At 37.3% G+C, this 23,349-nt stretch carries 19 protein-coding genes; 9 read left to right on the top strand and 10 right to left on the bottom strand.

Features of this window, described 5'->3' with window-relative positions:
* The first annotated feature begins 119 nt into the window (after positions 1–119).
* The 3 genes from BW951_RS00705 to BW951_RS00695 all read left to right on the top strand — a co-directional run bounded on the left by BW951_RS00705 (position 120) and on the right by BW951_RS00695 (position 4,257).
* Positions 120–1,457: a TolC family protein gene (locus BW951_RS00705; protein WP_228427454.1), complete on the top strand. Its 1,338-nt coding sequence runs from the start codon at positions 120–122 to the stop codon at positions 1,455–1,457.
* A gap of 4 nt (positions 1,458–1,461) precedes the next feature.
* A complete protein-coding gene (locus BW951_RS00700; RefSeq protein WP_076390533.1) occupies positions 1,462–2,508 on the top strand; it encodes an HlyD family secretion protein in 1,047 nt (348 codons plus the stop codon).
* Between the two features lie 186 nt (positions 2,509–2,694).
* Positions 2,695–4,257, top strand: a complete 1,563-nt coding sequence (locus BW951_RS00695) for an MFS transporter (RefSeq protein WP_076390044.1) — start codon at positions 2,695–2,697, stop codon at positions 4,255–4,257.
* Between the two features lie 32 nt (positions 4,258–4,289).
* On the opposite strand, the gene BW951_RS00690 is transcribed toward BW951_RS00695, so the two are convergent.
* The gene (locus BW951_RS00690; RefSeq protein ID WP_076390043.1) at positions 4,290–4,865 is read right to left on the bottom strand and encodes a thioredoxin family protein; all 576 of its coding nucleotides are present in this window, start codon (positions 4,863–4,865) and stop codon (positions 4,290–4,292) included.
* Positions 4,866–4,944: 79 nt separating this feature from the next.
* On the opposite strand from BW951_RS00690, the gene BW951_RS00685 reads away from it, so the two are divergent.
* Genes BW951_RS00685 through BW951_RS00675 form a run of 3 tightly spaced genes read left to right on the top strand, consistent with a single transcriptional unit; the run spans position 4,945 to position 7,414 of the window.
* The gene (locus BW951_RS00685; protein WP_076390042.1) at positions 4,945–5,829 is read left to right on the top strand and encodes a lysophospholipid acyltransferase family protein; all 885 of its coding nucleotides are present in this window, start codon (positions 4,945–4,947) and stop codon (positions 5,827–5,829) included.
* A 6-nt stretch (positions 5,830–5,835) separates the two neighbouring features.
* Positions 5,836–6,822: a glycosyltransferase family 2 protein gene (locus BW951_RS00680; RefSeq protein ID WP_076390041.1), complete on the top strand. Its 987-nt coding sequence runs from the start codon at positions 5,836–5,838 to the stop codon at positions 6,820–6,822.
* A gap of 37 nt (positions 6,823–6,859) precedes the next feature.
* The gene (locus BW951_RS00675) at positions 6,860–7,414 is read left to right on the top strand and encodes a 3'-5' exonuclease (protein WP_076390040.1); all 555 of its coding nucleotides are present in this window, start codon (positions 6,860–6,862) and stop codon (positions 7,412–7,414) included.
* A gap of 73 nt (positions 7,415–7,487) precedes the next feature.
* On the opposite strand, the gene apaG is transcribed toward BW951_RS00675, so the two are convergent.
* The 9 genes from apaG to glgB form a co-directional block, all read right to left on the bottom strand.
* Entirely contained in the window at positions 7,488–7,877 is a 390-nt protein-coding gene (gene apaG, locus BW951_RS00670; protein ID WP_076390039.1) for a Co2+/Mg2+ efflux protein ApaG, read from the bottom strand.
* Positions 7,878–7,958: 81 nt separating this feature from the next.
* Positions 7,959–9,227: a 2-oxoglutarate dehydrogenase complex dihydrolipoyllysine-residue succinyltransferase gene (odhB, locus tag BW951_RS00665; protein WP_076390038.1), complete on the bottom strand. Its 1,269-nt coding sequence runs from the start codon at positions 9,225–9,227 to the stop codon at positions 7,959–7,961.
* 38 nt (positions 9,228–9,265) lie between these two features.
* Positions 9,266–12,082 (bottom strand): 2-oxoglutarate dehydrogenase E1 component, encoded by a 2,817-nt coding sequence (locus tag BW951_RS00660; protein ID WP_076390037.1) that lies wholly within the window; start codon positions 12,080–12,082, stop codon positions 9,266–9,268.
* Positions 12,083–12,206: 124 nt separating this feature from the next.
* The gene (locus BW951_RS00655) at positions 12,207–13,247 is read right to left on the bottom strand and encodes an SRPBCC domain-containing protein (RefSeq protein ID WP_076390036.1); all 1,041 of its coding nucleotides are present in this window, start codon (positions 13,245–13,247) and stop codon (positions 12,207–12,209) included.
* 214 nt (positions 13,248–13,461) lie between these two features.
* Positions 13,462–14,730, bottom strand: a complete 1,269-nt coding sequence (locus tag BW951_RS00650; protein WP_076390035.1) for a glucose-1-phosphate adenylyltransferase — start codon at positions 14,728–14,730, stop codon at positions 13,462–13,464.
* A 15-nt stretch (positions 14,731–14,745) separates the two neighbouring features.
* Positions 14,746–15,279, bottom strand: coding sequence for an FEKKY domain-containing protein (locus tag BW951_RS00645; protein WP_139326069.1), 534 nt, complete (start codon positions 15,277–15,279; stop codon positions 14,746–14,748).
* 3 nt (positions 15,280–15,282) lie between these two features.
* Positions 15,283–16,689, bottom strand: a complete 1,407-nt coding sequence (locus BW951_RS00640; RefSeq protein WP_076390033.1) for a glycogen synthase — start codon at positions 16,687–16,689, stop codon at positions 15,283–15,285.
* A gap of 28 nt (positions 16,690–16,717) precedes the next feature.
* Positions 16,718–17,272: a hypothetical protein gene (locus tag BW951_RS00635; RefSeq protein ID WP_076390032.1), complete on the bottom strand. Its 555-nt coding sequence runs from the start codon at positions 17,270–17,272 to the stop codon at positions 16,718–16,720.
* Complete coding sequence (gene glgB / locus BW951_RS00630) at positions 17,272–19,221, bottom strand: 1,4-alpha-glucan branching protein GlgB (protein WP_076390532.1); 1,950 nt, start codon at positions 19,219–19,221, stop codon at positions 17,272–17,274. The genes BW951_RS00635 and glgB overlap by 1 nt, the downstream gene beginning before the upstream one ends.
* A gap of 215 nt (positions 19,222–19,436) precedes the next feature.
* Here glgB and BW951_RS00625 point away from each other — a divergent pair, with 215 nt between their 5' ends.
* The 3 genes from BW951_RS00625 (at position 19,437) to BW951_RS00615 (ending at position 23,330) form a co-directional block, all read left to right on the top strand.
* Positions 19,437–20,558 carry an alpha/beta hydrolase gene (locus BW951_RS00625; RefSeq protein WP_076390031.1) on the top strand — a complete coding sequence of 374 codons (1,122 nt, stop codon included), beginning with the start codon at positions 19,437–19,439 and terminating at the stop codon, positions 20,556–20,558.
* 4 nt (positions 20,559–20,562) lie between these two features.
* Positions 20,563–21,978: a M17 family metallopeptidase gene (locus tag BW951_RS00620; RefSeq protein ID WP_076390030.1), complete on the top strand. Its 1,416-nt coding sequence runs from the start codon at positions 20,563–20,565 to the stop codon at positions 21,976–21,978.
* A 140-nt stretch (positions 21,979–22,118) separates the two neighbouring features.
* Complete coding sequence (locus tag BW951_RS00615) at positions 22,119–23,330, top strand: ATP-grasp domain-containing protein (protein ID WP_076390029.1); 1,212 nt, start codon at positions 22,119–22,121, stop codon at positions 23,328–23,330.
* Positions 23,331–23,349 lie beyond the last annotated feature (19 nt).

The following is a 23,349-nucleotide window of genomic DNA, read 5'->3' as shown; positions in this document are numbered from 1 at the left end:
AAATTTCAATATGGCGTAAATGAGCAAATCTTTTTCTGTTTTCACAAATCATGTCGGAAGCTGCACCGCGTAAATTTGCAGAGTCAAAATCAATTCAGCAAAAAATCTTAACTATATTTATGAAAATGATATCATACGCAAACAGATATCAGTGGTTTGCGTTGTGCCTATTACTTATGAGTAATTTATTACAGGCACAGATAACCGATTATCAACATCTTACATTGCAAAAAGCGATAGAGATCGGATTAATTCAAAACAAAAAAATAAAAATCAGCCATTTAAAAGATGAAATGTCCGAAACCAGAGAAAAAGATCTGAAAATGGAAAAGCTTCCCGATGTAGAATTTCACACAAGCTACAATCAGGTCACCAATCTTTTTCAGCATGAAGACGGCGTGTTTGCAAAAGCCACAAAGTACAACATCATCAATGGAATGTACGATTTTACGCTTTCGGCTTCCATTCCGGTTTATATGGGCAGAAAAATTAAAAATACCGAAAAAAAAGCCGCTATTGATACCGAAATTTCATCTCTTAAAACCCATCTGAATGAGAGACAGCTAAAGATGGAAATTATTACCGCTTTTCTGCAGATTCATCATTTAAAAGAACAACAGCGTTTAATTAATGATAAAATGAAAGAAGATTCCGTAAACATCAAACAGGTAAAAGCATTGAAAGTAAACGGTGTGGTTACGGTAAACGAAGTTCTGAGAACCTCTTTACAGCTCTCTAACCATAAAATGAGCCAGACAGAACTGGATAATGATATTCAGATTGCTGAACACAAGCTGAAAACGATGCTTTCGCTTCCGGAAAATCAGGAAATGCATGTGGAAACAGAAGACTTAATTTCTGAGAATGCAGAAATCCCTTACATCAATGAATTAACGGAAACCGCTTTACATAAAAACGAATCGGTAGAAATTGCCAATAAAAATCTCACTCTGAAAGAACTGGATCAGAAAATTGCCAAAGCGAATTATTTACCGAAAATTACCGCAGGCGGAGAGTACTTTTTAAAATATCCCAACATGATGTTTTTTCCGCCCGAACCTTATGCGTACCGTTTGGGAATGATCGGTATCAATCTTACCTATCCCATCGAAAATCTGTATAAAAATAATTACAAAATGCAGGAAGCAAAAGAAAATATAACTCTTGCCCAATTGCAGATCGAAGAAAACGAAGAAAATATCCGGCATGAAGTGTATGAAGCTTTCAAAAAATTCGAAGAAACGGAACAGAAAGTAATCATTGCGGAAGAAGCGATCAATCAGGCAAAAGAAAATTACAGGATCGTAAAGACCAAATATGCGAATAAGTTAAGTTTAATCACCGAACTCATTGATGCCGACAATGCCTATCTGGAAGCGCAATCCAACCTTATTTCCGTAAAAATTAACCGACAACTTAAATATTATCAACTCCAGTACACGATTGGAAATTTATAAAACTATGGCGAAGAAACAATTAACACAAAAGGAAAAAAGAATCAATAAAATCATCAGCGTTTTGGCGTGGATTCTTATCATCAGCGGAATAACAGGAATGTTAAGCTTCTATCTTTTTTCGAGAAAAAATGTAACGACCAACGATGCGCAGATCGAACAGTACATTACGCCGGTTTCCAGCAAAGTTTCGGGGTTTATAAAAACAATAAAATTCAATGAAAACCAGTTTGTGCATAAAGGTGACACTTTACTTATCATCGACAACCGCGAGTTTATCAATCAGGTAAAAATAGCGGAAGCCGGTCTCCATGCCAATTCAGATAATATCAACACCATCGAAAGCGGAGTGAATACGAAAGAAAGTGGCACTAAAATTATTGATGCAAAAATTGCTTCTGCCAAAATCGACATCTGGAAAACCGAACAGGATTTTAAACGATATAAAAATTTAGTGGATGAAGATGCAGCAACCGATCAGCAGTTTGAAAATGCAAAAGCTTTGTATGAACAGGCAAAAGCGAGCTTATCAGCTTTAGAACAGCAAAAGAACGCAGTAAAAGCAGGCGTTAGTGAGCAAAAAACGAAAATCGCTCCGGTAAAAAGCCAGATACAGCAAAGTTCTGCCAATCTTAACAATGCGAAGCTTTTTCTTTCCTACACTTATGTTACCGCACCTTACGACGGTTGGATAGGAAAGAAAACCATTCAGGAAGGACAACTGATCAAAGAAGGTCAGGCTTTGGTTCAGATCGTAAGCAAAGAAAAATGGATCATTGCCAATTATAAAGAAACGCAGTTGGGACAAATCGACCAGCAAAAAGAAGTCATTATCACCGCTGATGCGTATCCTGATGTGGAATTTAAAGGAAAAATCGTGTCGGTTTCTCCCGCTTCCGGTTCCCAGTTTTCCTTGGTAAAGCCGGACAATGCAACAGGAAATTTTGTAAAGATTGAACAGCGATTTCCGGTAAAAATCATTCTCAATAAAAATCAAAACAATGAAAAATTGCTTTCCGGAATGAACGTTCTGGTGAGTGCGAGGAAGATTTAGAGTTTGAATGTTTGAGAGTGAGAGAGTGAGAGGGTTTGAGTTTTTTTAGTGTTTTCATTTTTCTCGGATTTTTAATTAACCAATCAATTATTTTTAGCGAAAAGGCAGAATACAATTTTGCCATCTTACCTTTTTTTTACAATTTTCTGTCTTTTCGCAATTTTTATTTCCTTTATTCAATTAATCATGCATCACAATTCAGTTTATCATCGATGGGTTCCGCAGTGGCTGAAACTTCCGCTTCTTATTCTAGCGCTTTTTCCGCATCTGATGCTGCTGTCGCTTCTGCATTCCAACAGTGCTTTTACCGCGTCTTTTATGGATGCAGATTCCGATGACATACAATATTTAATGATCCTGATGTACGGAACATTTGTGGTCACTCTTCTGGTGATACAGCGTTTTATGGCATATTTCAGCGTAAAATATTATACTTTGCTGATGTCTTCCGCTTCCGTTCTCATTCTTTACGGACTTTCCGTTACGCATGATTATCATATTATTCTTATCATCCGTTTTCTGGAAGGAATTTTCGGAGTTTTGGAAGGCGCTATATTTCTCCCGCTTATTGTGGCTGAATTAAAGACAAAACACGCCAAAGAAATTGCCTACCTTTTTATGTACACCATTATTCTCACAGGCGGAACATTGACCACTTCCCTGCTGAAATCAAGCATAGAAAACTACGATTTCCGCCACATGATTCTCATGATGGTCTATTTTCACGTTTTCGTTCTGGTAATGGCTTTTGCTATTTTCAATAAGAACAGATTTTTCCCGAAAAAACCTTTGTATCAACTTGATATTGCAAGCTGGTTTTTGCTTTGGGGATGTCTTCAGGCAGGAGGTTACGCGCTGATCTATGGAAAAAGACTGATGTGGTTTGAATCTAATAGTATTGTATTCTGTTTTTTACTGTTCCTGATTTTTGGAGGATTATTCATGTTGAAACAGAGAAATCAGCCGCGCCCGTTTTTCCATTTTGAAGTTTTCAGCTCGAAAAATGTAATTGTTGGGGTTATTCTTTTCTTTATCTTTTATATTCTCAGAGCTTCCATCAACAATGTATACAACGTGATGGCAGTTGTCTGGAAATGGCAGTGGGATTATATTGTGGAAGTTCAGTACTGGAACGTTGCAGGAAGTCTTCTGGGCGTTTTTTTGTCCGCATTGTGCATCACGAAAGGTGCTTCTTCAAGGCTTGTATTTTTTACCGGGTTTTTAATTTTAGCCATAGACAGCGCATGGTTTACCTATACTTTTTATCCGGATACAACGCTTCAGACGATTTGTCCGCCCTTGTTTCTTCAGGGAGTCGGACAAGGCTTGCTTTTTACTCCGCTTGTATTCTTCTTAATCGCAGGAATGCCGGAACAGTACGTTTCCAATGCGACCGCAGTAGGAACCGCCACAAGATTCTGGACCACAGCAATCGGTTATGCGTTGATGCAGAATCTGATGCTTTTTTTAACGCTAAAACATTCCGATTCTTTAAGCTCGGAATTTGTAAGCACAAACCCGATTTTCGCGTCGCAATGGAACCAGATTTTTGGAAATACCATTTCGAAACTTCCGGTTAATGACTCTTTGTCTGTCACTGCCGGAATCTTTAAGTCAAAAATAAATTCACAGGCAATTCTGCTTTCCAATATGGAAATTTTTACAGGATTGTTCTGGCTGGCTTTAATTACCGCAGTGATTATTTTACTGTATCATCCGGTGAAAATTGTGGTAAGGAATATTATTTAAATAAAAAAACCGGGAGAAATTCCCGGTTATGATTATGATTTTGGAGACCAGACGTTGAAAAACTCTTTTACTTTTTCAAGGCTGTATCCTTTTCCTTCCTCTAAAACGTCGCTCTGCTGAACGTGGATCATTTTACCATTCTGATCCAGAACGATGAAAACAGGATATCCGAATTTCGTTCCCGGATCGCCGTATTTCGCAAATATCTTTTCGTTTTTGTTTTCCGGAGAATAATTCAGGTGGTAATATACATAATTGTCGTCCACTAGTTTTTTCAGTTCCGGAGTAGTCTGTACATACTGATTGAATCTTAAACACCAGATGCACCAGTTTCCTCCTGCCTGAATCATGATGTTTTTCTTCTCCTTTTTCGCTTTTGCAATAAGATTCTGTATATCTTTTTCTGCATCCGCTTTCGGATCATAAGGCTTTGGAAGCTTTGCCTTCTCTTCTGCTGCTTTTTTCTTGGCATCCAGTTCGGCATGATCTGTCTTTACCAATAACGCCTTTTCTTCTTTGCTTTTGTCTTCCTGTCTTATGGTATTGGTATTCTGGGAGAAAGCGATAGAGCTTAACCCCATAAATGCTATTAATGATAATTTTTTCATACGTTAAAAATAAAAAAATAATACTATTTGTAAGCAAAAATAGAACCATAATTTTATTATACGTAAATTTGCATGTTTTATGAATTTCCTTATCAAAATATTATACCTGATCTCCAAACTTCCCCTGAAAGTTTTATATGTATTTTCAGACATTATTTTCTTTCTGAATCATTATATCGTCGGCTACAGAAAAAATGTAATTACCAAAAACCTGAAGAATTCTTTTCCCCAAAAAACGGATGAAGAAATTGCAGAGATCCGGAAGAAATTCTATCTCAACTTTTCCGATTATCTTGTAGAAACGGTAAAGTCTTTCAGTATTTCCGAAACAGAATCGCGGGTAAGAATGCAGCACATCAATCAGGAAGTTTTTCATGAGGCAAAAGCGGAAGGAAAAAATGTGATTATGCTTGCGGGACATGTTTTCAACTGGGAATGGATCAATGCTCTTGCTAAAGTAATTCCGCAGGATCACTGCCATCCTGTTTACAGAAAAGTGAACAGTGATTTCTGGGAAAACCAGATGAAAAAAGTCCGTAATAAATTCGGGAATGAAGCACTGGAAGCGAATGAAGTGATCATGCACATTTTCAGATCCAAAAGCAAAGGCAGTTCTGCCTATATGTTTGTGGCAGACCAGACTCCCCACTTTTCCCACGTTAATTACGGTTTAGAATTTTTAAACCAGAGAACTCCGGTTTTCATCGGTTATGATAAATTGGCAACAAGAATGGACCTGGCGTTCATTTACTGTGAAATGAAGAAGGTAAAACGCGGTTATTATCAGGTTAATTATCACAGAATTTATCCGGACGGAGAAAAATTTGTGGAAAATGAAGTGGTGAAAAAATTCCATAGACTATTGGAAAATACGTTGAATAAAAGACCCGATAACTATCTTTGGTCGCACAGAAAATGGAAATATCAGGATTCTATAAAAACTTTTGATTCAGAAAAAATTTAATTTCTCATGTCGAAAAAATTAGCAGTCGTTATTTTAAACTGGAACGGGAAAAGCTGGCTGGAAAAATTTCTTCCCAATGTGGTTCAGTTTTCTCAAAATGCTGATATTTATGTGGTTGACAATCTTTCCACCGATTATTCTGTCGATTTTCTTCAAAAGAATTTTTCTTCGGTACAGATTATTAAAAACAATAAAAATTACGGCTTTGCAGGTGGCTACAATGAAGGTTTAAAGGAAATTAAAAATGAATTGTACTGTCTTCTGAATTCCGATGTGGAGGTTACCGAAAACTGGATCGATCCTGTTTTGGAACTTTTTGAAAAAGATTCTTCCATTGCAGCAGTTCAGCCTAAAATCCTTTCCTACAACAATAAAAACTACTTCGAATTTGCGGGTGCAGGAGGCGGTTTGATTGATAATTTGGGTTATCCGTATTGCAGAGGAAGAGTTTTTGATGATCTGGAAGAAGATAAAGGGCAGTATGATGATGAAACGGAAATTTTCTGGGCTTCCGGATGCTGTTTATTTATCCGAAGCAAAGATTTTTGGGAGCAGAAAGGTTTTGATGAACGGTTTTTTGCACATCAGGAAGAAATTGATCTTTGCTGGAGACTGATTAATTCGGGAAAGAAAATTTTTTATACCGGAAAATCAAAAGTATATCATGTTGGCGGAGGAACTTTAAACAAGCAAAGTGCACAGAAAACCTATTTAAACATTCGAAATAATTTTTCGATGTTACTAAAGAACCTGCCTTTTCCAAAATTAATCTGGCTGATTTTTTTCAGATTGTGCCTTGACGGAGCTGCCTCATTTTATTTTGCTTATAAAAATGGAATTTCCCATTTTTGGGCAGTTTTAAGAGGACATTTCGGATTTTACGCACAGATTCCCGGCACTTTAAAACGCCGTCAGAAACATCAGAAAACTGATTATTACCAAGCCAAATGGCTTGTTTTCAAACATTTTTTAGGGGATAAAAAGAAAATTTAAATCCTTAACTTAAAACAATAAACTATAAACTTTATTTATGGATTTCTGCGCAATAGATTTTGAAACGGCAACTCACGAGCGAAATTCCGCGTGTGAGCTTGGAATCTGTGTTGTGCAGGATTCAAAAATAATTGAGACCAAAACATGGCTCATCAAACCACCGAGTTTTCCTTATTTCAGTCCTTTTAATGTGGATGTTCACGGTATTCTTCCGGATGATGTAAAAGATGCTCCTACTTTCGATGAAATCTGGTATGAAGTAGAGGAAATGATGTACGGAACGTTAATGATTGCTCATAACGCAGGATTTGACGCAGGTGTGCTTCGCGGATGCCTGAATCATTATGGAATGTTCACTCCAAAACTCAACTATCTGTGCAGTATTCAGTTAGCTAAAAAATCATGGAATTATCTTCCTAGATATGGATTAAAACATCTTGCTGAATACCACCAGATCAGTTTTAACCATCACAGAGCGGGTGACGATGCAGAGGTTTGTGCTAAAATATCTTTACTGGCTTTTGAAAAACTGTTTCTCACAAGCAATGAAGAGGTGAATGATCTGATGAAATTAAAAATAAAAAAACTTTAATCTTTTTGCTATTTTTTCGAATTAAAACAGCCAAATTCCAAAATACATAATTTAATTTCCAGATTTTGGAATTTTAATTGCTTAAAACTTCTGATAAAAGATTGAATTTAGGAATATCAATTTCAAAGCTTTCCTGCGTTTCCATATTTTTTACAAGGTATTTTCCGCTCATATTTCCCACTCCGGAACGAAGCATCACATTGGAGAAATAAGCGAAATTTTCGCCTGTAGGAATCTCAGGAGTCAAGCCGATTACGCCATCCCCGATGATCTCTGTATATCCGAAGCCTACGTCGAAGATCAGCCATTTTCTTTTAAGAATTTTTATCGGAAAACTTCCTTCGTTTTCAATAACGATATTGTATTTAAAAACGTGTCTGTTTTCGGACGGATAACTGTTTTTGCTATCATATTCAGGTATTACTGAAACTTTGATATTGGAGGTCATTTTAGAAAACATCATCTTAGTATTTATTACAAGAGATACAAAAATCTCGCCTTTTTGAGGCGAGATTTATATTTATACTATAATTTTTATCAATAATTATAATCCAAGACCTTTTCTTTCGTCTCCGTTCATTAAGATACCAACCGGATTGTCGATTGCTTCTTTTACTGCAACTAAGAATCCTACAGACTCTTTTCCGTCGATAATTCTGTGGTCATAAGACATCGCAACGTACATCATCGGACGAATTACCACCTGTCCGTCAACCGCAACCGGTCTCTGGATAATGTTGTGCATCCCTAAGATTGCAGATTGAGGAGGGTTAATGATAGGTGTAGACATCATAGATCCGAAAGTTCCACCGTTTGTAATGGTGAACGTTCCGCCTGTCATTTCGTCAACCGTGATTTTTCCGTCTCTTACTTTGGTCGCTAAATCTTTGATGTTGGCTTCAACGCTTGCAAAAGACATATTTTCAGCATTTCTCAATACAGGAACCATTAATCCTTTCGGACCTGAAACCGCAATTGAAATATCGCAGAAATCATAGTTTACTTTGAAATCTCCGTCGATGGATGCGTTTACATCAGGATACATCTGTAAAGCTCTTGTTACCGCTTTTGTAAAGAAAGACATGAAACCAAGTCCTACTCCGTGTCTCTGAGCAAATTCTTCTTTATATAATTTTCTTAATCTGAAGATTTCAGACATGTCAACTTCATTGAAAGTCGTTAACATTGCCGTTTCATTCTTCACAGAAACTAATCTCTGAGCGATTTTTCTTCTAAGAACTGAAAGTTTAGTCGTAGTTGTAGATCTGGAACCTGTAGCGGTAACAGGGTTTCCTCCCAATGCAGGAACTGCAGCCAGTTCAGCGTCTGATTTAGTGATTCTTCCGTCTCTTCCGCTTCCTGAAACCTGTGAAGCATCCATTCCTTTTTCGTCAAGAATTTTTTTAGCCGCAGGAGAAGGAGCACCCGTTGCATACGTCTGCGTTGCAGCAGCTACAGGCTGAGCAGCAGGTTGTGGAGCCGGAGCTTCCTGTTTAGCAGGTTCAGCCGCTTTCGGAGCTTCTTCCTGTTTTGAAGCTTCAGCAGCAGGAGCAGCGCTTCCTGAAGGTTTTGCAGCATCCATATCGATTAAACAAACCACCTGTCCTACTTGTACAACGTCACCTTCTTCAGCTTTCAGAGTGATTACACCACTTTGTTCAGCAGGCAATTCAAGAGTAGCTTTATCTGAATCTACTTCAGCGATGGGTTGATCTTTTTCTACATAATCACCATCTTTTACAAGCCAAGTTGCGATTTCAACTTCTGTAATTGATTCGCCCGGTGAAGGAACTTTCATTTCTAAAACTGACATATCGTATTTTTTATTTTTTTATTGATTATTATTTTTAATTAAGCGGTTACAGGTCTTTTTACCGGAGCATCGTTTCTGTCGAATACTCTGTTGATTACTGCATTCTGATTTTTCTCAAACATTTTGTGACTTCCCGGAGCCGGAGCACCACTTGGAACCGGAGCAATAACATTGATTCCTGTTTCTCTGAAGTTTCTTAGGATATAAGACCAAGCTCCCATATTTTCCGGTTCTTCCTGAGCCCAAACCAATTCTTTTCTGTTTGAATATTTTTCGAAGATTGCTTCGATAGCATCTGTCTGAAGCGGATATAACTGCTCGAATCTTACCAGTGCAATATTTTCAGCGTTTAATTCTTCTTTTTTAGCCAATAATTCGAAGTATAATTTACCTGAACAAAGTACTAATTTTTCTACTTTTTTAGGATCTGCAGAAGGATCGTCTAAAATCGGCTGGAAACCTCCGTTAGCGAAATCTTCAAGCGGAGAAACCACTTTCGGATGTCTTAACAATGATTTCGGACTCATTACAATTAATGGCTTTCTGAATGCCCATTTCAACTGTCTTCTTAACAGGTGGAAGTAGTTAGCAGGAGAAGTGATGTTTGCAACCACCATGTTTTCGTTCGCACAAAGGGTTAAAAATCTTTCCAGTCTTGCTGAAGAGTGTTCTGCTCCCTGTCCTTCTGAACCGTGAGGCAATAACATCACCAAACCGTCCTGAATTTTCCATTTTTCTTCTGCTGCTGCAAGATACTGGTCTACGATAATTTGCGCACCGTTCACGAAATCTCCGAACTGCGCTTCCCAAATCGTTAAAGTATTAGGAGAAGCCATGGCGTAACCGTAATCAAAACCAAGAACTCCGTACTCGGAAAGGTGAGAGTTGAATACATCAAATCTGCTTTCAGAAACCTGTCTTAACGGGATATATTCTTCTTCAGTATCTTCCGTTTTTACAACTGCGTGTCTGTGAGAGAATGTTCCTCTTTCCACATCTTCACCGGAAATTCTTACATTGTGGCCTTCAACAAGAAGCGTTGCATAAGCCAGCCATTCTCCAAGAGCCCAGTCTAAAGAGTTTCCTTCAATTGCTTTTAATCTGTTTTCAAAAAGTCTTGTAATTTTATTTAAGAACTTTTTGTCTGCCGGAAGTGTAGACATTTTAACAGCCAGTTCTTTCAGCTTTTCAAGATCATATTTTGTATCAACAGGTTCCTGAACCGCTCCTCTTTTACCAATCGGATAATTCGTCCAGTCATCTGCCATGAAAACGTCCATTACGTTCTTTTCAATTTCTTTGGAAGCATCAAAGTCTTTATCTAAAAGTGCTTTGAATTCCGTTTCCATTTTAGCGATCACATCATTGGATGTTACGTTGTCTTTCAGTAATTTATCTTTATAAATTTCTCTCGGATTCGGGTGCTTGGAAATTGTTTTATATAAATTAGGCTGTGTAAATCTTGGTTCATCCCCTTCGTTATGACCATATTTTCTGTATCCTAACAAATCGATATATACATCTTTTCCAAACTTCGCTCTGAAATCAGCCGCAAAATGGATCGCATGAACCACCGCTTCTGCATCATCTGCATTCACGTGCATTACAGGAGATTCTGTAACTTTAGCAACGTCTGTACAATAGGTAGAAGATCTCGCATCCATATAATTTGTTGTAAACGAAACCTGGTTGTTTACCACGATATGAACCGTTCCTCCTGTTTTATAACCGTCTAAAGTCATCATCTGAGCCACTTCATAAGCAATACCTTGCCCTGCAATTGCTCCGTCACCATGAATAATGATCGGTAAAACTTTAGAATAATCTTTGTATTTATCGTCCACTTTTGCACGGCAGATTCCTTCTACAAGGGCTGCAACCGTTTCAAGGTGAGAAGGGTTTGGTGTTAGATTAATAGAAACTTCTTCTCCTGAAGCTGTTTTGACTTTTTTGGATGAACCTAAGTGGTATTTTACGTCTCCTGAGAATACATCTTCTTCAAATTCTTTTCCTTCAAATTCTGAGAAAATCTGCTTGTAAGATTTACCGAAAATATTGGTTAAAACATTTAATCTTCCTCTGTGCGCCATTCCTAAAACCACTTCATCTACGCCCAACTGAGAAGATCTTGAGATCAACTGATCCAAAGCAGGAATCAAAGTTTCACCACCTTCCAGTGAGAATCTTTTCTGCCCTACAAATTTGGTGTGAAGATAATTTTCAAACGCTACCGCCTGATTTAATTTTAATAAAATCTCCGTTTTTTCGTTGGCTGAAAGATTCGGGTGGTTTTCATTTACCTGAAGCCACTGCTTGATGAAATCTTTTTCTTCAACATTGTTGATGTGCATGTATTCTACACCGATAGAATCACAGTAAATGTTTTCTAAGTGGGTGATGAGATCCTGTAGTGTAGCAGGACCTTTCATTCCTGTTTCAACCGCACAGTTGAATTTTGTATTTAAATCTGACTTATCCAGACCGAAATTTTCGATGTCCAAAGTCGGCGTATAATGTCTTCTTTCTCTTACAGGGTTTGTTTTGGTAAACAAATGTCCTCTCGTCCTGTACGCCTCAATAAGGTTTACAACCTTGAATTCTTTTTTGATGTGCTCAGGAACTTCACCGTTTGATGCCGCCTGAGTTGCCTGCTGTACTACAACAGGAGCTGAAGCTGCCGGAGCCTGAATATATTGAACGTTATCATCGTCTCCGTAGTTCTCCAAAGCAAAATCGAAGCCCTGAAAGAAGGCTTTCCAAGATGGTTCCAAAGAATCCGGATATTTTAAGTACTGTTGGTATAAATCCTCAATTAACTGAGAATGAGCTGCGTTTAGGAATGAAAATCTGTCCATTATTACAGTTTATCTGTTATTAAAATTTGTTTGTAGAATTAAGCTTCAAATTTAATAAAAAAAACCGATTCTGAACAGCCTTTAAAGTATTAAAAAAACTATAAAAGAAATAAATCTGCAGAATTTACTTAAATACTGATAATGAGAGCTTCATATTGACATCCTGATCTTCCGTCGGGCGTTCGAGAAAAGTCTGACGAATATCATTAAAACGCATCTCGTCTTTCTTGGCTTTCTGGATTAATTGTTGTATAGCCTTTACTCTTCCTGCATAGTTTCCTTTGTAATACATCACATAGTTCTGGGTTGGATTAATGGTTCTGAAACTGAAGTTATTATCTGTAACCCCAAACTTTTTAGAAAGAGGAATCCCCAGAAAATAGGATACTTCTTTATCTTTGTAATTATCTGCGTCTGTAATGAGCATCGGGAAACCGAATTCATCATCTTTTTTGCCCAGATCCATCGTGGTGTAATTATAAATTTTGTTATAATTCATCACAATATTCTTGTAAAGCGCATCTTTTTTGTTGGAAGTACTTACGTTTATTCCCAGCAATAATTTTTCTTCTTCATTTTCAACCATCAGACTGTCGTATTTTATTGAAGCCATCTGATTGTCTTTTTCCACTTTATTACCCAAAACATTTTTAAGATTTGCCATACTTTTGTTGATGTTTTCGGCAAAACGGTCTTCGGTCCAGAAATTTTCAACTCTTCTTAAAACAGAAAGTTTCGGGGTATGAACAACCCATGTAATTTTGGTTTTTTCAGCGGACACCGCTTTAAATTTAACGTCGACAACAGTCGGGCTTTCATTTTTTTCTTCAAAAAGTTGATATCTTAGAGATTTATTCGGGTTTTCGTAACGGATAAACATTTCGCCATCCGTATCGTTTTTAGGGTCTACATAGCTGATGGAACTTCCCTGTCCTTCATACGGCGTATAATAATCAATATCAATAGACTGAGAACTTGTAAAGAAATTGTTCCATCGCGTAAAATGCTGCAGGTTATTGAACTGTAAAAAGACTTTTTCCAAAGGATAATCGATCTCCTTTTCTATTTTGAAATCTTTGCTTTCATCCACAAAATAATACATCGAAGCCGAATAAGCTCCGATCAGCAAGACAATAATTACCGCTATGATTTTAAAAAAACGCATTGTACAAAAATATAGAAAATAACAAGAGTGACCAATATACTGATCACTCTGTTTTAATTATTTTGGGATGGAAGATAGAGGAAGTGATGTCGGAAGTTTAGTTATGATGGTTTAGTTTTGAAAATTATCTTCACCAAAAACCATATTTATCATTAAAATTAATTTAAGTTAAACTTCAATATTTCCCCTCTTCCAGCGTCAAACATCCAGTCTTTTAACCAATATGAGTTCCCGGTTTTATAACCGCTCCTTTTTTCACCACGATAATTCCGTCCTGTACAGAATGTGTTCCGTAATCTCCGTCCTGAATATGTTTTCCACCAATAATTCTCACATTATCGCCGATGTAGCAGTTTTTATCCAAAATGGCTTTCTCAATATAGCAATACTTCCCGATTCCCATGTTCGGCTGTCCGTTTCTGTCATTCTTCACAATTTCTGTGGTATCCTGATAAAAATCGGCTCCCATCACATAAGAATTTACAATCGTACTTCCTTTGTCTATTCTGGTTCTGTTTCCGATGACAGAATTTTCAATTTTATCTGCCAGAATGATGCATCCGTCGCCAAAAACAGCTTTGCTTACATAAGAACCGTTTACTTTTGATGGCGGAAGCATTCTTGCGCGTGTAAAGACAGGCGAAGAGGAAAATAAATTGAACTTAGGAAAATCCTGACAAAGATCGAGATTGGCTTCGTAGAAGGATTCAATGGTTCCTATATCCGTCCAATACCCTTCATACTGATAGCTTAATGTTGTGTATTTTCCGATGGAATTCGGAATGATATCTTTTCCGAAATCATCTCCTGCTCCTTCATCAAACATCTTTTTCAGGATGCTTTTCGTGAAGATATAAATTCCCATGGAAGCCAGATATTCTTTTCCGACATGTTTATTTTCTTCCGAAACTTCAGATTTTAATCCTTCTAAAAGATCATACCCCGGTTTTTCCACAAACGAAGTGATATTGCCTTCGTCATCCGAACTTAAAATTCCGAAACCTGTAGCATCTTTTGCATTCACCGGAATGGTGGCAATGGTTACATCGCCTCCTTTTTCAATATGAAAATTCAGCATTTCCCTGAAATCCATCTGGTACAACTGGTCTCCTGAAAGAATCAGGATGTAATCATAATCGTACTTTTCAAGGTGCTTCATCGACTGGCGAACTGCATCTGCGGTTCCCTGATACCAACTGTCGTTTTCAACGTTCTGTTCCGCAGCCAAAATATCTACAAAACCTTTGCTGAAAATATCAAAATGATAAGAATTTTTGATATGTGAATTTAATGAAGCTGAATTGAACTGCGTTAAAACCAGAATTTTATTTAATCCTGAATTTAAACAGTTGGAAATAGGAATATCCACCAATCTGTATTTTCCCGCGATGGGTACAGCCGGTTTGGATCTTGAATACGTAAGTGGGAACAATCTGGTTCCTCTACCTCCTCCTAAAACAATGGAAATTACATTGCGATTCATAGTTTATCTTGCGTTTTATTTTATTAGGTTTACTGTTCTGTTTTTTAAATCTACATTTACTGTAAATGCAATCCCGTTTTCAGGATATATTTTGTTAATATTTACTTTATAAAAGTCCGGTCTGCCCAACTCTTCAGCATCTTTATTCAGATCATCAATTTCAATCTTATGCTTAGCCAGTTCTTTTCTGAATACTTTATTGGTGATTAAAACATCCATGATGTCCACTTGTTTCATTGTATAATCCTGAATATCCTTATCATATAAATCTTTCCAGTTCTTGCCATATCTTTTTTGAAGAGCTAGATTTGTTTTTTTATTTTCAGATCTTACACTGTCCATCAATTCTTGGGTAACTACGCATCCAGCAACCCTTACTGTTTTTATTTTCCATTTCTTGTTAACTGTTTTTTCAAATTCTTCTCTCTGAAAATCCGGAAGTCCATAAGTTAAAAACCAATAGTATCCGTCTTTATGGATCATCGCTTCCTCTTTTTGATGACAGGAAAAAACGATCATTAATAAAAATAGAAAATACAGCTTTTTCACGATTTAATTCTTATATAAAGCTATGTATTTTTCGGCTGATTTTTCCCATGCAAAGTCAAAATTCATATTAGCACGGATTAAATTTTCCATTTCACCTTTTTTATTGTAAACCAATAAAGCTCTGTTCATTGCATGGATAATATCGTCTACTCCCGGAAACGTAAAATTAATTCCCGCTCCACCTGTGGAAACATCTTCCACCGTGTCTCTTAACCCTCCTGTATACCGCACAATCGGAACGGTTCCGTATCTCATGGAGTACATCTGGTTAAGACCGCATGGTTCTACTCTCGACGGCATTAGCAAAAAGTCCGCCGAAGCGTATATTTTATGGGAAAGATGTTCCTTATATCCAAGATCCAGAGCGAAATTGCTGTAAACATAATCATACTCTTTCAGTTTATTTTCAATATAAGAATTTCCGGATCCCAGAATCATGATATTTAAAGCACCATAACTCTGCTTAATGCTTTTCCAGACCACATCGGGAAGAAAATCTGCTCCTTTCTCTGTGGCAAATCTTCCGATGAAGGCAAACAACGGAAGTTCCTGCTTCAAGCCGTATTCTTTACAAAGTCTTTCTTTATTCTTTTTCTTCTGGGCAATGGCATTTTTAACGTTAAAATTAAAATCCAGCATCGGATCGGTTTCCGGATTCCAGACTTCCGTGTCAATTCCGTTAATGATTCCGTAGGCTTTCCCGAATTCATCACGAACAAGGCTTTCCAGACCTCTGAAGCTTACAAAAAGTTCTTCAAGATACCCCTGCGAAACCGTTGTAAAAGCATTGGCACATTTAATCATACTTGCCAAAGGATTTATGACTCCGTTCCAGTCCAGCAATCCCCATTTATACTGATCGAATGACGGCATATAATTCGCCATTTCCCAGCTCATCATTCCCTGATATTCGCCATTGTGGATTGTTCCGATGGTTTTTACGCCTTTTAAAAATGAAAATTCAGGGCAATGCTCAATCATGAAAGGAACCAGTCCTGTGTGATAATCATGACAATGCAAAACATCCGGTCGGATTCCCATCGCACTCAGCCAATGAAGCGCTCCGTGCTGAAAAGCTAAAAACTGAAAACTTTCATCCGAATATCCGTAAGGATTATCTCTATCCAAAAGTCCCGGAATTCTTACCATAAAAAGCTCAAAGCCCAAAGCATTGGTTTTTTCCTTTAAAACCTGTACCTGAAGCATACTTGGACCCTGGTGAATGAAGCCATCAAAAACTATGTCAAACTCATGATCATGCACGAAAGATTTGTTGTACCAAGGCATAACCACCTTCGCATCAATATCTTTAATTTTATTCTGATATTTTGGTAAAGCTCCCACCACATCTGCCAAACCGCCTACTTTTGCCACCGGATAACATTCCGTACTTAGATGATAAATGATCATTTTTTCTCTCTCGTTTATTATTTATATCTTAATTAAAATCTTCGATATTCGGGGATTTATAAATCTCAAATACAAAAAAGGGTCTGTTTTCTGTAAACTCTTCTTTGATTATAATGTTTACATCATCTGACCGAAAAGCCATAAAGCTGTATTTATCTATATTATTCGCATCAAATTGGGAAGAAGGATCAAATTCAAAACGCTTTCTTTTGAATTCCGTGAAACTCTCCTCTTCTGTATTGTCATCCATTATTTCCCATTCCGTTTCTTCAACCTGCTGTCTGCTGATAAACTTAAACTCAAAGTCCTTAATCGTTCTAAGATAATCTATGATTTCCAGAGTTTTATTTTTATCTCCGATGAAATCAATCTGACAAATCTTGTTTCTTAGAAACTCTATTTTATATGTTTCAATTTTAAAAGTAAAAAAATATAAATCCTCATTAAATTTCCCTTCACTTACAGGAGCATTAATTCCGGCTTTCGAAAACGACTCCAGAGTTTCACTGTCGAAATCCGTCCTTATAATGACATCCTTAAGACTTTCATAGTCTTTTCCTAAAATTTCTAATAACTGAATCATTACTTTTTATGTTGTTTGATTCTGTTATGCTTATTGTACTTTTTGTCTTTTCTTTTCAAAATAATTCCTGAAAGCGGCGGCAGACTTACGCTGATGGATTTCTGGTGATTCATGTATTCCTCATACTGTTCACTGAAAATTTCAGGCTTATAACCGCTTCCCGAATACCGTTCATCATCAGAATTGAAAATAATCTCCCAATGACTCGCTGCATTCACCCCAATTTTATAATCCAGAACTTCAGGCTTCAGATTGAGAATCACCATAAAAACATCATCTTTTTTCTTTCCTTTCCTCAAATAGACATATACAGAATTTTCCAGATCATCTGCTTCCACCCATTCAAAGCCTTCCCTGCTGAACTGATTTTCATAGAAAGCCGTTTCATATCTGTAAAGGTGATTAAGATCTTTCACTAATGTCTGCAAACCTTTATGAACAGGATATTCCAGCAAATGCCAATCCAGACTCTGCTTAAAATTCCATTCACTGGTCTGCCCGAATTCATCGCCCATAAAAAGCAGTTTTGCTCCGGGATGCGTAAACATATATACATACAAAGCGCGAAGATTGGCAAATTTCTGCCATTCATCGCCTTTCATTTTATAAATGAGACTCGCTTTTCCGTGTACCACTTCGTCATGCGACAAAGGCATCATATAATTTTCATTATACATATACATGGAAGCGAAAGTTAATTTATGGTGATGAAACTTTCTGTTCTCGTGTTCTTCTTTAAAATAATCCAGCGTATCGTGCATCCATCCCATCATCCATTTCATTCCAAATCCTACTCCGCCGTCATGAACAGGCTTTGTAAGCATAGGAAAATCTGAACTTTCTTCTGCAATGGTAATGATATTATCTCCAAATTCTTTATAAACTGCGGTATTGAAATCCTGCAAAAATGCTTTTGCTTCGAGATTTACATTTCCTCCGTAAATATTCGGTTCCCATTCTCCTTCATTTCGGGAATAATCGAGGTGAAGCATGGAAGTTACCGCATCTACACGTAATCCGTCTGCATGATAGCGTTCCAGCCAAAACATGGCATTCGAAATCAGAAAAGATTTCACTTCACTTCTTCCGTAGTTGAAAATATATGATTTCCAGTCAGGATGAAAGCCTTTTCTGGGATCTTCATGTTCGTACAGGTAAGAACCGTCAAATCTGTGCAAACCGTTTGCATCACCCGGAAAATGTGAAGGAACCCAGTCTAAAATCACACCGATTCCGTTTTGGTGAAGCTCATCAATCAAAGACATTAAATCCTGTGGTGAACCGAAACGTGAAGTCGCTGCGTAAAAACCTGTAATCTGATATCCCCAACTCGGATCGTAAGGATATTCCATCACCGGCATAAATTCTACATGGGTAAAGCCCATTTCTTTAATATAAGGAACGAGTTTTTTCCCGATATCGCGGTAATTCAGAAACTTTTTCGGATCGTCTCCTTCTCTTACCCAAGAGCCCAGATGCAGTTCATAAACAGACAACGGAGCATTTAACGTATTTTTTTTCCAGCGGTTTTCCAGCCAGTCTTTATCTTTCCATTCGTACCAAGTGGTGGAAACCAATGAGGCAGCCTGAAGATTCTGTTCCCAGCTTAGGGCATAAGGATCACTTTTTTCTAAAATTTCTCCGCGCGGCGTTTCTATAGCATATTTATACAAAGTTCCCCACGTTAAACCTGCAATGAAGCCTTCCCAGATTCCGGATTCGTCCCATCTCGGAAACAGAATATGATCTTTATGATTCCAGTTGTTGAAATTTCCGATTACCGAAACTTTCTTCGCGTTGGGAGCCCAGACAGAGAAATACACTCCTTTCACCCCATCTTTTTCAGCGGAATGTGCGCCGAATTTATCGTACAGCTTGTAATGCTTACCTTCTTTAAAAAGGTAAACATCCTGATCCGTAAAAAGAGTATATGTTTTAACCGAATTCATCACGGTTTTGATTTAATTTTTATATTTTTCTTGAAACTACAAAAAATATCTGCAATAATCATTAATAAATTTTGAATAAATTATTATGTTAAACTCTTTGCAGTACTTGTTTCTATCAAATATAACGCTTTTTTATTCAGTGTTTATCGTTTTAAAATTATTTGTCATAAAAAGATTTTTTATAAATTTAGGCTTTAATTTTACGAAAAACACGGATGAAGTTTGAACTTTATACAGCAGAAAGTGATGAAAGAACTGTTTATATCACAGGAAATTTCAACAATTGGAACCCGAAAGACTACAACTTTCAACTTACACAAAAAGACACCCAAAACTATTTTATCGAAATCGACGATGCCCTTTTACCGGATATTGTAGAGTATAAATTTACAAAAGGAGGCTGGGAAAATGTAGAACTCGATAAGTACGGAAGCATTACTCCTAATAAAAAAGCTTCAAAAGCGGCAGGAAAAACATCGGACATTGTTGAGAAATGGCGATTGAACTGGGGACCTTTTAAAGATGAATATTTTCCGATTGCAGAAATTATTTCGGAGGAATTTTATATTCCGCAGTTAGACCGTTACAGAAAAATATGGGCACTTCTACCCTATGATTATTATGTTTCAGACAAAAAATATCCTGTTCTTTATCTTCAGGATGCACAGAATTTATTTAATGAAGGAAGCGGCTACGGAAACTGGGAAATCGATAAAAAACTTTCCATTCTCTCAGAATACGGTCGTGGAGATGTCATCATCATTGCGGTAGAACACGGAAGCGAAGAAAGGATTAAAGAATATATTTTTGATAACGACAATGTCGCGAACGGATCGGAAGGTAAAAAATACATCCGTTTTATTACAGACACTCTAAAACCTTACGTCGACCAGACTTACCGTACCAAAAGAGATCGTGACAACACCGGTATCGGAGGAAGTTCTCTCGGCGCACTCATCAGTATTTACAGCGGTTTTCTTTATCCTGAAGTCTACTCCAAACTGTTGATATTTTCCCCTTCACTTTGGGTGGAACCGAACAACAATTTTCCGATGATGAATTTCAGAGTTCCTTTTAAAACGAAAATCTATCTTTACGGGGGCGGTCAGGAAGGTTCGAAAATGGTAAAGAGAATCCATATTTTTGAAGAATATTTAAAACGCTGGGAGAAGAAAAATCTATTTGATTTTGAATTCAGAACAAGCATCAATCCGGAAGGTACGCACAGCGAATTTTACTGGTCACAGGAATTCCCGAGAGCGATTGAATGGCTTTATTATAACAACACAGAAAATCCGGTAGAAGTAAAACCACATCAGGAAAGCATTAAAAATTAAAATTATGAAATTAATCAACAAAAAAAATAAAAATTATACGCAGGTTTTTCATCTTTTCACAGAAGAAGAATGGACGAAAACCAGCAAAAATTTCAATAAAAACATTTCAACTTTCTTTACGGGTAAAAAGCATGAAGTTTTCGTGAATGCCCATGAAGAAGGAATAACGTATTTTGTAGGTATCGGAAAATCTACTTTGCAGAATTTTGAAATTCAGCAGGTTGCCGTGAAGTTTTCCCAGACGCAGAAAGGAAAAGTACAGCCTGTCCCGACATTAGTTATAGCCGACTGTTTGAACGAGAGGCAGTTTGAAGAATTTGCAAAGGGTTTATTAATAGGAACTTACAACTATCCTTTCGAAAAAACGCATGCGTTCTGGAATGCTAAATTTGAGCTTCATTTTGAAAATTTAAGCCAGAAAAAATTAGACACCATCGGCAAAAAAGCTGAAGCACTGAGCAACGGACAGACCGCCTGTCAGGAATGGCTGAACAAACCCGCCAATCTTAAAAAACCAGATACTTTCAGTTTATATTTAAAAAATTTAGCTAAAAAATACGATTTAAAATATACTTCTTTTAACAGGAAAAAGTGTGAGGAACTTGGTTTGGGAGCTTATCTTTCCGTTAATCAGGGAAGTGCTTATGACGCGGCGTTCACCATTATTGAATACAAAACCAATGTTAAAAATGCAGTCACTTTCGGCTTGGTCGGAAAATGTGTATTGTTTGACACAGGAGGAATTTCTCTGAAAAATCCGGACAATATGCATTATATGAAATCGGACATGGGCGGTGCAACAGCCGTTTTGGGAACGCTGATTTATGCCGCGGAAATGCAGCTTCCGGTCAATATTGTTGCTATTTTACCTATTACCGACAATGCTATTTCTGAAAATGCATTTCTTCCGAGTGATGTTATTACGGCTTATAACGGAAAAACAATTGAGGTTCTTAATACCGATGCGGAAGGCAGAATGATTCTTGCCGACGGACTTTCCTATATGGCGAAAAACTTCAAAACTGACTTTCTGATCGACCTTGCCACGCTTACCGGAAGTTCCGTAAGGATGTTTGGCGATACTTGCGGGGCTCTGTTTTCCAACAATGAAGAATTGAAAAATCTTTTGATAAAAACCGGCGATAAAACCAATCAGAGACTTTGGAATTTACCGCTTTGGGATGTCTGGAAAGACGATATCCAGTCGGATGTGGCAGATATTAAGAATATTTCGATGAAACCTATCGGAGATTGCATTATTGCGGCTAAATTTTTAGAACAATTCATTGAAAACCATCCTAAATGGGCGCATCTTGATATTGCCGGAGTGACGTTCGGAAATGTAGGTTATGCCAAAGAAAAGGCTGCAACGGGATTTGGAGTGCAATTATTAGCCGATTTAATCGAAAATTATCACTAAAAATTAGTTTATTACAAAAATTCTCTGTATAATTGAAATAGAATTTTCAAAAGCGCACAATATTTTAATTTTTAACATTAAATAATTAATAAAAAAACGTTTTTATTTTTGAAAGTTCATCAAAAACTAAAAAACATTGTATGGAGGAGAAAACAATAGTATGTATTTCGTGCTATTACAAGGGTTATGATTTCATGGATGAAATGAAAAAACTCGGTAATAAAATAATTTTAGTAACATCCGAAAATCTTAAAGAAAAAAACTGGCCGTGGCATGCCATCGATGAGGTATTCTATATGCCTGAAGTAAAGCCTTCTGTCTGGAATCTGGATCATCTCGTGCAGGGATTTTCCCATCTGATGCAGACCAGAAAAGTACACGCCGTTATTGCTCTGGACGATTATGATGTGGAAAAAGCGGCGCTTATCCGCGAAACATTCAGAATTCCGGGGATGGGACAAACCACACACCGCTATTTCAGGGATAAACTTGCCATGCGACAGAAAGCAAAGGATTCCGGAATTAATGTTCCTGAATTTACGGCAGTTTTTAATAATGATGAGGTTAATCATTTTGTAGATCAGGTTCCTGCACCGTGGGTTTTAAAGCCACGTTCCGAAGCCTCTGCTTCAGGAATTAAAAAACTGAATTCCAAAGAAGATCTCTGGAAGGCGCTTGATAACTTGGGTGAAGAACGTCACCTGTTTCTTCTGGAAAGCTTCAAACCGGGAGATGTTTATCATGTAGACAGTCTTACTTTTAACAAAGAAATCGTTTTCACTTCCGCTTCAAAATATTTGGCGCCTCCGATGGAGGTTTCCCATGAAGGAGGTGTTTTCAGAACAAAAACGCTCGGAAGATATTCTGATGAATTTAAGGCTCTTGAAGAGGTAAACTCGAAAGTTTTATCAAATTTCGGTCTGATTAACGGTGCGACCCACACAGAATTTATCCGCAGCAAAGACGACGGGAAATATTATTTTCTTGAAACTTCTTCAAGAGTGGGTGGAGCGCATATTCCGGATCTCGTGGAAGCATCAAGCAACATCAACATCTGGAGAGAATGGGCGAAAATTGAAGATGCTTTATTAAGAGGAAAAAATTATGAGGTTTCTAAACCTACAGGATATTATTCGGGGCTTATTGTCGCTTTAATTAAAGACAAAGAGCCGGATTACAATCAGTTTGAATGCGAAGAGGCGGTAAAATTCTTACCGATAGATTATCATGTCGGAATCGTTTACAAATCGAAAGATTCGGTAATCGTTCAGGAAAGATTAGACAGGGCAGCCGAAAAAATTCATGCTGAATTACTGAATATTCTTCCGCCGAAAGACAAACCTATGTCATAATTTAAAAAGAGAAATTAAC

Source organism: Chryseobacterium gambrini (genome assembly GCF_900156825.1).
GTDB lineage: Bacteria > Bacteroidota > Bacteroidia > Flavobacteriales > Weeksellaceae > Chryseobacterium > Chryseobacterium gambrini.
Note: the sequence above shows the minus strand (reverse complement) of the source record. Positions and strands in the feature narration are given on the sequence as shown.